Source organism: Xanthobacter luteus, from assembly GCF_040049235.1.
Taxonomy (GTDB): Bacteria; Pseudomonadota; Alphaproteobacteria; order Rhizobiales; family Xanthobacteraceae; genus Xanthobacter.
In genome coordinates, this window is sequence record NZ_JBDZDO010000002.1 from 283,153 (window position 1) to 296,660 (window position 13,508).

At 69.3% G+C, this 13,508-nt stretch carries 8 protein-coding genes; 4 read left to right on the forward strand and 4 right to left on the reverse strand.

What is annotated here, in order from left to right; genetic code table 11:
• Nucleotides 1-87: 87 nt before the first annotated feature.
• Nucleotides 88-1,509, reverse strand: coding sequence for a glutamate synthase subunit beta (locus ABLE88_RS09900; protein WP_348831377.1), 1,422 nt, complete (start codon nucleotides 1,507-1,509; stop codon nucleotides 88-90).
• Nucleotides 1,510-1,764: 255 nt separating this feature from the next.
• The gene (gene gltB, locus ABLE88_RS09905; RefSeq protein WP_510182879.1) at nucleotides 1,765-6,468 is read right to left on the reverse strand and encodes a glutamate synthase large subunit; all 4,704 of its coding nucleotides are present in this window, start codon (nucleotides 6,466-6,468) and stop codon (nucleotides 1,765-1,767) included.
• A 563-nt stretch (nucleotides 6,469-7,031) separates the two neighbouring features.
• Between gltB and ABLE88_RS09910 the strand changes: the two genes are divergently transcribed.
• A complete protein-coding gene (locus ABLE88_RS09910; RefSeq protein ID WP_348831378.1) occupies nucleotides 7,032-7,922 on the forward strand; it encodes a hypothetical protein in 891 nt (296 codons plus the stop codon).
• Nucleotides 7,923-7,968: 46 nt separating this feature from the next.
• On the opposite strand, the gene ABLE88_RS09915 is transcribed toward ABLE88_RS09910, so the two are convergent.
• Both ABLE88_RS09915 and ABLE88_RS09920 read right to left on the reverse strand, forming a co-directional pair.
• A complete protein-coding gene (locus ABLE88_RS09915) occupies nucleotides 7,969-8,550 on the reverse strand; it encodes a YqaA family protein (RefSeq protein WP_348831379.1) in 582 nt (193 codons plus the stop codon).
• A gap of 695 nt (nucleotides 8,551-9,245) precedes the next feature.
• On the reverse strand, nucleotides 9,246-10,277 hold the full coding sequence (locus ABLE88_RS09920) for a 2-dehydropantoate 2-reductase (protein ID WP_348831380.1): 1,032 nt from the start codon (nucleotides 10,275-10,277) through the stop codon (nucleotides 9,246-9,248).
• Between the two features lie 273 nt (nucleotides 10,278-10,550).
• Between ABLE88_RS09920 and ABLE88_RS09925 the strand changes: the two genes are divergently transcribed.
• The 3 genes from ABLE88_RS09925 (at nucleotide 10,551) to ABLE88_RS09935 (ending at nucleotide 13,294) form a co-directional block, all read left to right on the forward strand.
• Nucleotides 10,551-11,402, forward strand: a complete 852-nt coding sequence (locus ABLE88_RS09925) for an IclR family transcriptional regulator (protein ID WP_348831381.1) — start codon at nucleotides 10,551-10,553, stop codon at nucleotides 11,400-11,402.
• A gap of 244 nt (nucleotides 11,403-11,646) precedes the next feature.
• Nucleotides 11,647-12,660, forward strand: coding sequence for a Bug family tripartite tricarboxylate transporter substrate binding protein (locus ABLE88_RS09930; protein ID WP_510182880.1), 1,014 nt, complete (start codon nucleotides 11,647-11,649; stop codon nucleotides 12,658-12,660).
• Nucleotides 12,661-12,769: 109 nt separating this feature from the next.
• Nucleotides 12,770-13,294, forward strand: coding sequence for a tripartite tricarboxylate transporter TctB family protein (locus ABLE88_RS09935; protein WP_348831382.1), 525 nt, complete (start codon nucleotides 12,770-12,772; stop codon nucleotides 13,292-13,294).
• Nucleotides 13,295-13,508: the final 214 nt, after the last annotated feature.

A 13,508-nucleotide genomic window follows, 5' to 3' on the forward strand; every position in this document is an offset into this window, starting at 1 on the left:
TGCCGCGGGCGCGCCGGCGCGGACGGATGCCGTCCGCGCCGAAGCCTTTCTCCCAAGCAAGCGCAGTTGAACGCCCGCTCGCGCGCCTCAGCGCGGCAACGTGGTCGCGCCCATCAGCGCCTTGTCGATGGCGTGCGCCGCCTGGCGCCCTTCGCGGATCGCCCACACCACCAGCGACTGGCCGCGCCGCATGTCGCCGGCGGCATAGAGCTTCGGCACCGAGGTGAGATAGCTCTCGTCGTCCGCCTCGGGGATGCCGCGCCGGTCGAGCGCCGCGCCGGACTGCTCCAGCAGGCCCGCCGTCACCGGGCCGGCAAAGCCGATGGCGAGGAAGACGAGATCGGCGCGCAGCACGAATTCCGTGCCCGATATGGGCTGGCGCTTGGCGTCCACCCGGGCGCACTTCACGCCGGTGACCCGGCCGTTGCGGCCCTCGATGCCCAGCGTCGCACAGGCGAACTCGCGCTCGGCGCCCTCCGCCTGGGAGGACGAGGTGCGGAACTTGGTGGGCCAATAGGGCCACACCGCCAGCTTGTCCTCCTTGGCCGGCGGCACCGGACGGATGTCGAGCTGGGTCACCGAGAGCGCGCCCTGGCGGAACGCGGTGCCCACGCAGTCCGAGGCGGTGTCGCCGCCGCCCACCACGACCACGTGCTTGCCGGCAGCAAGGATCGGCAGCTCGTTCACCGGCTCGCCGCCCTCGCGCCGGTTGGACTGGACCAGATAAGGCATGGCGAAGTCGACGCCCTCGAGCTCCTGGCCGGGGAGCGCGGGATCGCGCGGGGCTTCCGCGCCGCCGGCGAGCAGCACCGCGTCGTGGGCGTCGAGCAGATCCTGGACGGCGGTGGTGACGCCCACGTTCACGCCGTAATGGAAGGTCACGCCCTCGCCTTCCATCTGCTTCACCCGGCGGTCGATGTGGTGCTTCTCCATCTTGAAGTCGGGGATGCCGTAGCGCAGCAGGCCGCCCGCCTTGGGCTCGCGCTCATAGACATGGACGTCGTGGCCGGCGCGCGCGAGCTGCTGGGCCGCGGCGAGGCCGGCCGGCCCGGAGCCGACCACGCCGACGCTCTTGCCGGTGCGGACAGTGGCGGGCTCGGGCTTGATCCAGCCCTTCTTCCACGCCTTGTCGGCGATCGCCTGCTCCACCGTCTTGATGGTGACCGGCATGTCCTCGAGGTTCAGCGTGCACGCCTCCTCGCAGGGGGCGGGGCAGACGCGGCCGGTGAACTCCGGGAAATTGTTGGTGGAATGGAGGTTGCGGGAGGCGGCCTCCCAGTCGTCATTGTAGACGAGGTCGTTCCAGTCCGGGATCTGGTTGTGGATCGGGCAGCCGTTCGGCCCGTGGCAGAAGGGGATGCCGCAATCCATGCAGCGCGCCGCCTGGTTCTGCACCTCGGCGTCCGGCAGCGGCAGCGTGAACTCGCGGAAATGGCGGATGCGATCGGAGGCGGGCTGATACTTCTGCTCGCGCCGATCGATCTCCATGAAACCCGTGACCTTACCCATGCGAACCTCGTCGAAGGAGCCGATCCGCGCCGCGCGCCTGATGCTCCATTACAAGAATTGTTCCAGCTTGAGGACTCGGAATTCGCGAGCCGCGCTGGTGCGCCTTTCGGCGCCATCCGCCCGCGCCTTTCGATCGATCGGCGCCCGAAGTCCGGGCGCCGCCCGAACCCCCTCCCCGATGGGGCGAGGGCAGGGGAGGGGGGAGCGGCACCCGTTCGGGAGAGCGCGCTCCGGGGCAGGCAGGCCCTGCCGCCCTTACTCCGCCGCCGCGAGGCCGCGCAGTTTCTCCATGTCGCGCAAGGCGCGCCGGTACTCCACCGGCATCACCTTGACGAATTTCGAGCGGTAGTCGGCCCAATTGTCGAGGATGGTCTGCGCCCGTCCCGAGCCGGTGAAGTGCAGGTGCTTGGCGATGAGCTGGTGCAGGCGCTCCTCGTCGTGGCGCGACATGTCGCCCTGCACGTCGATGCGGCCCTTGAACTCGAGGTCGCCGCCGTGGTGGTGCAGGCGCTCCAGGAGATCCTCCTCCTCCTCCACCGGCTCGAGGTCGACCATCGACAGGTTGCAGCGCTTCTTGAAGCTGTTGTCCTCGTCGAGCACGTAGGCGACGCCGCCCGACATGCCGGCCGCGAAGTTGCGCCCGGTCATGCCGATCACCACCACCACGCCGCCGGTCATGTACTCGCAGCCGTGGTCGCCGGTGCCCTCGACGACGGCGATTGCCCCCGAATTGCGCACCGCGAAGCGCTCGCCGGCGACGCCTCGGAAGTAGCACTCGCCGTCGATGGCGCCATACATCACCGTGTTGCCGACGATGATGGACTGCTCGGGCACGATCGCCGCATTCTCCGGCGGCCGCACGATGATGCGCCCGCCCGAGAGGCCCTTGCCCACATAATCGTTGCCTTCGCCGATCAGGTCGAAGGTGATGCCGGCGGCGAGGAAGGCGCCGAACGATTGGCCCGCCGTGCCCCTCAGGGTCACGTGGACGGTGTCGTCGGGCAGACCCTGGTGGCCGTAGCGCTTGGCCACGACGCCGGAAAGCATGGCGCCGGCCGAGCGGTCCACCGAGCGGATGGCGGTCTCGATCTCGACGCGCGCGCCGGTCTCCAGCGCCGGGGCCGCCTTGGCGATCAGGGTGCGGTCGAGCACCTTCTCGATCGGGTGGTGCTGGCGCTCGGTGTGGCGGATGCCCACGTCCGCCGGCATGTCGGGCCTGGCGAACAGCTTGGAGAAGTCGAGGCCCTTGGCCTTCCAGTGCTCGATCGCCGCGCGCTGGTCGAGAATGTCCGAGCGGCCGACCATCTCCTCGAGCTTGCGGAAGCCGAGGGAGGCCATGATCTCCCGCACCTCCTCGGCCACGAAGAAGAAGTAGTTGATGATGTGCTCGGGCGTGCCCTTGAAGCGCTTGCGCAGCACCGGATCCTGGGTGGCGACGCCCACCGGGCAGGTGTTGAGGTGGCACTTGCGCATCATGATGCAGCCGGCCGAGATCAACGGCGCGGTGGAGAAGCCGAACTCGTCCGCGCCGAGCAGCGCGCCGACGATGACGTCGCGCCCGGTGCGGAAGCCGCCGTCCACCTGCAGAGCGACGCGCGAGCGCAGCCGGTTCGCCACCAGCGTCTGCTGGGTTTCGGCAAGGCCCATCTCCCAGGGCGAGCCGGCATGCTTGATGGAGGTGAGCGGGGAGGCGCCCGTGCCGCCTTCGTAGCCGGAGATGGTGATGTGGTCGGCGCGCGCCTTGGCGACGCCGGCCGCCACCGTGCCCACGCCCACCTCGGACACCAGCTTCACCGACACGTCGGCGTCGGGATTGACGTTCTTCAGGTCGTAGATGAGCTGCGCCAGGTCCTCGATGGAATAGATGTCGTGGTGCGGCGGCGGCGAGATGAGGCCGACGCCGGGGGTGGAGTGGCGCACCTTGGCGATCACCGCGTCCACCTTGTGGCCGGGCAACTGGCCGCCCTCGCCGGGCTTGGCGCCCTGCGCCACCTTGATCTGCATCACGTCGGAATTGACGAGATATTCCGCGCTCACGCCGAAGCGGCCCGAGGCCACCTGCTTGATGGCCGAGCGCATGCTGTCGCCGTTGGGCAGCGGCACGAAGCGCTCCGCCTCCTCACCGCCTTCGCCGGTGTTCGACTTGCCGCCGATCCGGTTCATGGCGATGGCGAGCGTGGTGTGCGCCTCGCGCGAGATCGAGCCGAACGACATGGCGCCGGTGACGAAGCGCTTCACGATCTCGGAGGCCGGCTCCACCTCGGCGAGGCCGACGGGCGCGTTGCCGATCTCCTGCGCGTCGCGGATGCGGAACAAGGAGCGCACGGTCAGCAGCCGGCGGTCCTGCGCGTTCATCATCTCGGCGAAGGCGCGGTACTTGTCCTTGGCGTCGCCGCGCACCGCGTGCTGGAGCGAGGCCACCGCCTCCGGCGACCAGGCATGGTCCTCGCCGCGCATGCGGTAGGCATATTCGCCGCCCACATCGAGCGCGAGCCGGTAGACCGGCGCGTCGGAGAAGGCGAGCTGGTGCCGCCGCACGGTCTCCTCGGCGATCTCGGCAAGGCCGACGCCCTCGATGGTGGTGGCGGTGCCAAAGAAATACTTGCCCACCAGCTCCGAGGACAGGCCCACCGCGTCGAAGATCTGCGCGCCGCAATAGGACTGGTAGGTGGAGATGCCCATCTTGGACATCACCTTGAGCAGGCCCTTGTCCACCGACTTGATGAAGCGCTTGACGATCTCCTTGTCGTCCACCTCTTCGGGGATCTCGTCGCGCATGTCGACCAGGGTCTCGAAGGCGAGATAGGGATTGATCGCCTCGGCGCCGTAGCCCGCAAGGCACGCGAAATGATGGATCTCGCGCGCCTCGCCGGTCTCCACCACGAGGCCGACCGAGGTCCGGAGGCCCTTGCGGATCAGATGGTGGTGCACCGCCGCCGTGGCGAGCAGGGCCGGCATGGGGATGCGGTCCGGCCCGGTCATGCGGTCGGACAGGATGATGATGTTGTAGCCGCCGTGCACCGCCGCTTCCGCGCGCTCGCACAGATGCTCGAGCGCGCTCGCCATGCCGGCGGCACCCTTCTCGGCGCCGTAGGTGATGTCGAGGGTGCGGGTGTCGAACCGCTCCTCCATGAAGCCGATGGAGCGGATCTTCTCCAGGTCCTCGTTGGTGAGGATGGGCTGGCGCACTTCCAGGCGCTTGCGCTTGGCGGTGCCCTCCAGGTCGAAGATGTTCGGCCGCGGCCCGATGAACGAGACGAGGCTCATCACCAGCTCCTCGCGGATCGGGTCGATGGGCGGGTTCGTCACCTGGGCGAAGTTCTGCTTGAAATAGGTGTAGAGCAGCTTCGACTTGTCCGAGAGCACCGAGATCGGCGTGTCGGTGCCCATGGAGCCCACCGCCTCCTGGCCGGTGATGGCCATGGGCGCCATCAGCAGCTTGAGGTCTTCCTGGGTGTAGCCGAAGGCCTGCTGGCGATCGAGCAGCGACACGTCGGTGCGCACCTCGCGCGCTTCCACCGGGCGCAGGTCCTCCAGCACCAGCTGGGTGTGCTTCAGCCAGTCCTTGTAGGGATGGGCGCGGGCGAGCGTGGTCTTGATCTCCTCGTCGGGGACGAGGCGGCCCTCTTCCAGGTCGACCAGCAGCATCTTGCCCGGCTGGAGGCGCCACTTGGTGACGATCTTCTCCTCGGGCAGCGTCAGCACGCCCATCTCCGAGGCGAGCACGATGGTGTCGTCGCTCGTCACCATGTAGCGCGCGGGGCGCAGACCATTGCGGTCGAGCGTGGCGACGATCTGCCGGCCGTCGGTGGCGACGATGGCGGCGGGGCCGTCCCACGGCTCCATGAGCGAGGCGTGGTATTCGTAGAAGGCGCGCCGCTCCTCGTCCATGAGCGGGTTGCCGGCCCAGGCCTCGGGCACCAGCATCATGGCCGCGTGGGGCAGCGCGTAGCCGCCCTGCACCAGGAATTCGAGCGCATTGTCGAAGCAGGCGGTGTCCGACTGGCCCTCATAGGAGATCGGCCAGAGCTTGGAGATGTCGGAGCCGAACAGCTCCGAATCCACCGAGGCCTGGCGCGCCGCCATCCAGTTGACGTTGCCGCGCAGGGTGTTGATCTCGCCGTTGTGCGCCACCATGCGGTAGGGATGGGCCAGCGGCCAGGCCGGGAAGGTGTTGGTGGAAAAGCGCTGGTGCACGAGGGCAAGGGCGCTCTCGAAGTCCGGGTCCGAGAGGTCCGGATAATAGGCGCCCAGCTGGTCGGCGAGGAACATGCCCTTGTAGACCAGCGTGCGGCACGACAGCGACACCGGGTAGTAGCCCGCGGTGGCCGGATCGCCGGCGCCGTAGACCGCGTTGGAGATCACCTTGCGGGTGACGAACAGGCGACGCTCGAAGGCGTCCTCGTCGAGGGCGAGGTCGCCCTGGCCCACGAACACCTGCGCGTGCTCGGGCTCGGTGGGCAGCACGCTCACGCCGAGGGAGGAATTGTCGGTCGGCACGTCGCGCCAGCCGATCAAAGACAGGCCCTCTTCCGCCAGCACCCGCTCGAAGGTGGCGCGCACGATCTCGCGTCCGGCCGGATCGCGCGGCATGAAGATGTGGCCCACCGCATACTTGCCGGGCTCGGGCAGGGTGAAGCCGAGGCGCTCTGCCTCCTTCATGAAGAACTTGTGCGGGATCTGCACCAGCATGCCGGCGCCGTCGCCGGCGCGCGGGTCCGCGCCCACCGCGCCGCGATGCTCCAGGTTGAGCAGGATCTTGATGCCGTCCTCGACGATGCGGTGCGACTTGCGGCCCTTGATGTCGGCGATGAAGCCGACGCCGCAGGCGTCACGCTCCTGCGCCGGGTCGAACAGGCCGAAGGGGGCCGGTCGGCCGATCATCGCCGTGCCTTTGACGGCGGCGGTGCCCTGAGCCACGCTTCCGTTCCGGCCCAGATCGCGATGCATCGATGCCATCTTCCATCCCTCTCATCACCGGCGCAGGGCTCCCGCCCCGCGCGTCTCGCGCGGACGATGGTCGAGATGCCCCCTCCCACGCCGCATTGCAACTTCCACGCCACCCGCGCGGAAAAGCACCCGCCCGCTCGGGCGTGCGCTTTGTGGTCCGGCTGCGGCACGGGGGATAGGGCAGTACGACTTCCCTATCCAGTGGACCATGACAGAAAATCGGCGCGCTCACAAGCGCCGGACGGGCGCCCTGACGATCGAACTGATCATTTGTTGCGCGTAAGGCGCGCCGGACGAAACAACGGTACGGCACCAGCCGGGCCGCGCGCAATGCCGTTTCACCGCCGCGGGGGCGCCGATCGTAGCGCCGGCCACGGGCGGCGTTACAAGGTGGCGGCTTGCGGCCCGATTGCCGTCCTATCGATGCCGCATTGAGCCGCTGTAGTCCCGCCCCGGGCGCGGGAAAAGGTGGCGCGGCGCGCAATGCCTTTCGCGGTGCCTGCTATTGCCCGAATCCGCGGGGCCCGGATCCCGCATCGGTCCGAACCGGTCCCGCTCAGCGAAGGTCGCCCATGCCGAAGGCTCCGATCCGCCCCGCCGCCCTCGCATTCGCGCTCGCCGTGCCGCTGCTGGCCGCAGCGCCGGCGGGCGCGCAATATTACTATCCCGGCCCAGCGCCGGCGCCCTATGGCGTGCCGCCGCGGCCGGGCTACGTGATTCTGCCTCCCTGGGAGGTGCGCAACATCGTGCGCGGCATGGGCTATCGGCGCATCTCGCCGCCCCAGCTCTCCGGCCGCCTCTACACCGTCACGGCCGTGGACGAGGAAGGCCCCGTGGTGCTGCGCATCGACGGCTTCACCGGCCGCGTGGTGGCGGCGGGCAACCTCGTCGGCGGACCGCCGCCGGTGGTCGCCGTGCCGCCGCCCATGGTCGCGCCGCATGTCACTGCGCCGCCCGCCGCGCCGAAGCCGCCCCGGGTCGCCGCCCGGCCGCCGGCATCCGCGCCGCTTCCGCCGCCCAAGCCGCCCGAACTGATGGAAGCGTCCGCCGCCCCCGCCGCGCCCCCGCCTGCAGCCGCGCCGACAGCGCCGCCGGCGGCGGCCGCGTCCGCACCTGCACCGTCCGAAGCGGCGGTCGCCTCCGCGCCGGCCGCGCCCGGGCCCCGGGAGACCCCCGGTAGCGCGGGCGGAAAGCCCTCGCCCGCGGCGCCCGGCGCCGAGGCTGCGCCCGTCCCGTCTCCGCCCGCCCCGGCAGCGCCTGCCAAGGCTGCGCCGGCGCCCGCCCAGGCCGTGGCCAGCACATCAGCGGCGCCGGCCCAGAACGCCGCCGCCGGCCCCTCCGCGCCTCCCGCCGGCCCGCCGCCGCTGCCCGCCGCGGGGGTCGGCGCCGGCACGGCGACGCCCGGCGCCGCCGGAGCGGGGTCCGCTTCCGTGCTCTCGCGCCCCGCCGGCACGGGGCAATAGCGGCGCGCCGGCCGCGCCCAGCTCGGCCGGCGCTGGGATCAGGCGCTCAGACCAGGTAGACCGCGGCCGCGAGGCCCAGCACCACCACCGCCAGCAGGCCCAGGGTGACGAGGCCGAGCCGCTTCTCGATGAACTCCCGCGCGCGCGGCCCGAAATGGTGCAGCAGCGCCGCGAGGATGAAGAAGCGCGCGCCGCGGGTGATGAGCGAGAGCACGACGAACCAGAACAGGCTGTACTCGGCGAACCCCGAGGTGATGGTGACAAGCTTGTAGGGGATCGGCGTGAGGCCCTTCAGCAGGATCACCCAGTGGCCGTAATGGGCATAGGCCTCGCGGAACTGGTCGACCTTGGCGCCGTAGCCGTAGAGGTCGATGAGGAACTTGCCGACGCTTTCGTAGAGCAGCGCGCCGATGGCGTAGCCGACGAGGCCGCCGAGCACCGAGGAGATGGTGGCGATGGCGGCATAGCGCCACGCCATCTCCGGCCGGGCCAGCGTCATGGGCACCTGCAGCACGTCCGGCGGCACGGGGAAGACCGAGCTCTCCGCGAACGAGACCACGGCCAGCGCCCAGGGCGCCGAAGGCTTGGCCGAATAGGCGATCACCCAGTCGTAGAGCTTGCGGAGCATGCCGGCGCCTTGCTGTGCGTTGCAACAATCGGCCTTCCGCTTAGGCCCTCCCTTCTTGCGAGTAAAGGTGCCGCAGCAATCCTTGCAAGATGTGTCCGGCCGGTCACAGACAAGCGGCGGGGCGCGCGGTAAGAGAGCGCCCAACGTGGCTGCTGCGGTCTCCGATTCGCGTGCGTTTGGAAACGCGCGCGCGATGCGGGTGGGGCTTGGTGGCCGGCGTGGCGGATGCGCGGGGATGAACGGGAGCCGACACGCCCGTTCAGCGTCCGTGGGGCTTAACGGGATTAGAACCTGGGCTTGGGCAGCATGCTGCGCTCGCCAAGCGGGGTCGGTCCGGAGCGGTCCGAGGGACGAGGCCAGGGGTCTGAGATGATCAAGCGAATTGTTGTGTTTGCAGTGCTCGTGATGGGCTACGTGCTCACCGGGATGGCGCTCAATGCCGGCCAGGCGGGCCGCGTTCCGATGACCGCCGAGGCGGTCGCCGACTGATCCGATCCGCGGCGGCCGGCGCCGACCGCGATCTTGGCGGCCGCCGGGGGGCGGCCGCAATGCTCCCTTAATCATTCCCGGAAATTTCCCTCTCCTTCACGCCGCCCGGCGCCGCGAAGCGCGCACGCGCGCGCGCGCCCCGGGGCGGCGCAAAGGGATCGGCGCGGCCGCCGCGACCCCGCCGAGGGGCCACGGCGGGAGGCCGGTCAGTGCGGCTTGCCGGCGGCCAGATCGGCGGCGGTCAGCGGCGGGCGCGCCAGATGCGCGCCGAGCCCGGACACCGCCGCGCGCTGACGCACCAGCGCCAGCACCACGTCCAGGGTGGGGGTGGGCATGTCGAGCATGCGCCCCATCTCCTGCACCACGCTCACCAGCGGATCGATCTCCATGGGCCGGTCGCGCTCCAGGTCCTGGAGCATGGAGGTCTTGTGGGCGCCCACCGCGCCGGCGCCGTTGAGGCGCCGCTCCACGTCGACGCGGAAGGTGACGCCGATCCGCTCGGCGATGGCCTGGGCCTCCAGCATCATGGTCTTCGCCACGGCGCGGGTGCCGGGATCGGCGGCGATCACGTCGAGGGTGGCGTGGGTGAGCGCGCTGATGGGGTTGAAGCACAGATTGCCCCACAGCTTCAGCCACAGCTCGTCGCGGATGTTGGGCATCACCGGCGCGCGCAGGCCGGCGCTCTCCATCAGCGCGGCGAGCGCCTTCACCCGCGGGGTGATCTCGCCGGACGGCTCGCCGAGCGGAAACTTGTCGCCGTAAATGTGCTGGATCACGCCCGGCGCCACCACCTCGGTGGCGGGATAGACGATGCAGCCCAGCGCCCGCTCGGGCCGCAGCACCTCCCACTGGCGGCCGCTCGGATCGATGGTCTCCAGGGTGCGGTTCTCGAGCGCGCCGCCATGCTTGTAGAAATACCAGTAGGGCACGCCGTTCACCGCGGTGACGACCGAGGTATCGTTGCCGAGCAGCGGGCGCATCTTCTCCACCACGCCGGGCACGGAATGGGCCTTGAGCGCGATGATGACATAGTCCTGCGGGCCGAGTTCGCCCGGATCGTCGGTGGCGCGCACCCGGGCGACGCGCTCCTCGCCGTTGATCAGCAGCTTCACGCCGTTGGTCTGCATGGCCTCGAGGTGGCCGCCGCGGGCGACCAGGCTCACCTCCGCGCCGGCCCGGGCGAGCTCCACGCCGAGATAGCCGCCAATGGCGCCGGCGCCGTAGATGCACACCTTCATCGCCCGTTCCTCCTCTGGTTTCCCGCATGGGGTATTTTGTATGCCAGAATTGGGCGCAGACCCGTGCCCAGACGGCTTCGCCCGCACCATAACAATGGAAATTAATCCCGTAACGTGGAAATTTGTCACAGGCTGCGCATCCGGGCCTTTGGCCCTAACGTAGAGGGAGCGTCACGGCGGGCGCCGCGGGCAATCCCGCCGGTGCCGGCGCCAACAAGGCGCCGCCCTATGCCATTTTCGGGCGTGCGGCAGGCGCCGAGCGAGGGAGGTCGAATGCCCGACAGTGACGTTGCGCCCCGGCGCCGCGGGCGGCCCGCTTCGGCCGGCGGGGAGGGCGGGACCGAAGTCCAGTCGCTGGACCGCGCCATCACGCTCTTGCGCGTCATCGCCGACCAGGACGGCATGACGCTGGCCGACATCGCGCGCGCCGCCGACCTGCCGATCTCCACCGTCCACCGTCTGCTGGCGACCCTGGAGCGGCGCCAGTTGGTGAGCCACGATCTGTCGACCGGGCTGTGGACCGTGGGGCTCGGCCTGTTCCGGGTCGGGGCGGCCTATCTGCGCATCCGCAAGCTGCCGGACATCGGCCGGCCGGTGATCCGCAAGCTGCTGCACGAGCTCGAGGAGACGGTGAACCTTTCCATGTTCGACGGCCTGGAGCTGGTGGTGGTGGCCCAGGCGGAGGCCCATGCGCCGGTGCGCGCCTTCTTCCGCCTCGGCGTGCGCCTGCCGCTGCACGCCACGGCGGCCGGCAAATGCGTGCTGGCGGCGGCGAGCCCCGGCTTTCGCGGCGCCTGCCTGGCGCAGATGCGCTACGAGCCCTTCACCGTGCGCACCCACCGCTCCGAGCGCGACCTGATGGACGACATCGCCCGCATCGCCGAGCGCGGCTACGCCGTGGACGACGAGGAGCACGCGCTCGGCATGAAGGCGGTGGCGGCGCCGATTCTCAACGAATGGCGCGAGCCCTTCGGCGCCCTCTCGGTGGCGGCGCCGGCGGTGCGCATGAGCGAGGACCGCATCGCCCGCATCGGCCGCCGGGTGATCGCCGCCGCCGACCAGATGACCCGCCTTTATTCGGGCGCGGACGAGGCGGTGCCGCCGGAATTCGCCGCCTACCGCTGACCCGAAGGCGCCGAAACCACCGGCGGGACAGGGGCGCCATGTTGGTATACATTATTTTATATTTTAAAGACTGTATTAGGACGACCAAATCCGGAATTGCAAATTCCAATTGACAGCAGTGACATACAATATACTCTTTCCAGGCTGGACCTTAAGGTCTGCCAAAAAATGTAACGATCATAATAAGTTACGTTTTTGATCTGCGAGCTTTGACATCGCGGACGATCCGGGAGGAAAGACGAAAATGAATTTGTCACTCGCCTCGACCATCAGGAAAAGCGCGGCGGCAGCGGTCGTCGCGGCCGTGATGGCGCCGCTCGGCGCCCTGGCCTGGGAACCCACCAAGACCGTCGAGTTCATCGTGCCCGCGGGCACGGGCGGCGGCGCCGACCAGATGGCCCGCATGATCCAGGGCATCGTTCAGAAGCACAATCTGATGGGCCAGTCCCTGGTGGTCATCAACAAGTCCGGCGGTGCCGGCGCCGAGGGCTTCCTCGACGTGAAGGGGTCCGCCAACAACCCGCACAAGATCATCATCTCGCTGTCGAACCTGTTCACCACGCCGCTCGCCACCGGCGTGCCGTTCAAGTGGGACGACATGACCCCCGTCGCCATGCTGGCGCTCGACGAGTTCGTCCTGTGGGTGAACGCCAAGGCGCCCTATGACGACGCGAAGGGCTTCCTCGCCGCCATGGCGGCCGCGCCGTCCGACGGTCCGTTCAAGATGGGCGGCACCGGCTCCAAGCAGGAAGACCAGATCATCACCGCCGCCATCGAGCAGAAGACCGGCAAGAAGTTCATCTACGTGCCGTACAAGGGCGGCGGCGACGTGGCGGCCCAGCTGGTGGGCGGCCATATCACCTCCTCGGTCAACAACCCCATCGAGGCGGTGTCGCAGTGGCGCGCCGGCGAGCTGAAGCCGCTGTGCGTGTTCGACGAGAAGCGGCTCAACTACAAGGAGCCGATCGCCAACGGCAAGTCCTGGGCCGACATCCCGACCTGCAAGGAATCCGGCCTCGACATCGAATACCTGATGCTGCGCGGCATCTTCATGCCGCCCAAGGCGACCAAGGAGCAGGTCGACTATTTCGTCACCCTGTTCAAGAAGGTGCGCGAGACTCCCGAGTGGCAGGAGTTCATGCAGAAGGGCGCGTTCAACACCACCGCCCTCACGGGTCCGGAGTACGCGGCCTGGCTCGGCAAGGCCGCGGCCACCCACAAGACCCTGATGGAGAACGCCGGCTTCGTGGCCAAGTGACGGTTCCGGCTCCGCGGCCCGCGCCGCGGAGCCCCCGTCGCAGCCACGCGGCAGGCCCTTCGGAAATGCCCGGCCGCGCGCCGGGCGCGCAAGGGAAGGACGCGCCCCCATGACCGATCATGCCCACGGCGATCACGCCGCAGATGCCAACGAGAAGACCGTCACCAACCGCACCATGGACGTGGTGGTGGCCCTGATGTTCATGGGCGTCGCGGCGCTCGTGATGTCCGACAGCTGGCGCATCGGCGCCCGCTGGGCGGGCGACGGCCCGGAGGCCGGCTATTTTCCCTTCTATGTGGGGCTGATGATGTTCATCGCCAGCGCCGGCACGCTTGCCCGCGCGGTGTTCACCAAGCACCCCGACCTGGCCAACTTCGTCGACCGCAGCCAATTGAAGTCGGTGATGCAGGTTCTGGTGCCCACCTCGATCTACGTGGCGCTCATCTTCGTCCTGGGCATCTACCTCGCCTCGATGCTGTTCATCGCCTTCTTCATGTGGTGGCTCGGCAAGTATCCGATCGCGAAGATCGTGCCGGTGGCCATCGGCGTGCCGCTCGCGCTGTTCGTGATGTTCGAGATCTGGTTCCTCGTGCCGCTCCCCAAGGGGCCCATCGAGGCCGCGCTCGGCTACTGATCCGACGCCGTCGCCCGGCCTGCGCCGGGCGCGCCGCGGGCCTCCGCGGAGGCCCCAAGACTTCAATCCACCCGCGCCGACCGGGCTCAGCCCGGCGCCGACGAGGTGGCATCAAAACCTGGACAGATCACGCGCACGCCGAAGGCGCAGGAAAGCGCCGAAGCGTTTGGGAGGAAGCCCGTGGAAGCGCTCTCGTCACTCATCGGGGGATTCA

Bases quoted from the DNA above. Each gene is read 5' to 3' on its own strand.
- ABLE88_RS09900 (WP_348831377.1), bottom strand. From the start codon at position 1,509: ATGGGTAAGGTCACGGGTTTCATGGAGATCGATCGGCGCGAGCAGAAG.
- gltB (WP_510182879.1), bottom strand. From the start codon at position 6,468: ATGGCATCGATGCATCGCGATCTGGGCCGGAACGGAAGCGTGGCTCAG.
- ABLE88_RS09910 (WP_348831378.1), top strand. From the start codon at position 7,032: ATGCCGAAGGCTCCGATCCGCCCCGCCGCCCTCGCATTCGCGCTCGCC.
- ABLE88_RS09915 (WP_348831379.1), bottom strand. From the start codon at position 8,550: ATGCTCCGCAAGCTCTACGACTGGGTGATCGCCTATTCGGCCAAGCCT.
- ABLE88_RS09920 (WP_348831380.1), bottom strand. From the start codon at position 10,277: ATGAAGGTGTGCATCTACGGCGCCGGCGCCATTGGCGGCTATCTCGGC.
- ABLE88_RS09925 (WP_348831381.1), top strand. From the start codon at position 10,551: ATGCCCGACAGTGACGTTGCGCCCCGGCGCCGCGGGCGGCCCGCTTCG.
- ABLE88_RS09930 (WP_510182880.1), top strand. From the start codon at position 11,647: ATGAATTTGTCACTCGCCTCGACCATCAGGAAAAGCGCGGCGGCAGCG.
- ABLE88_RS09935 (WP_348831382.1), top strand. From the start codon at position 12,770: ATGACCGATCATGCCCACGGCGATCACGCCGCAGATGCCAACGAGAAG.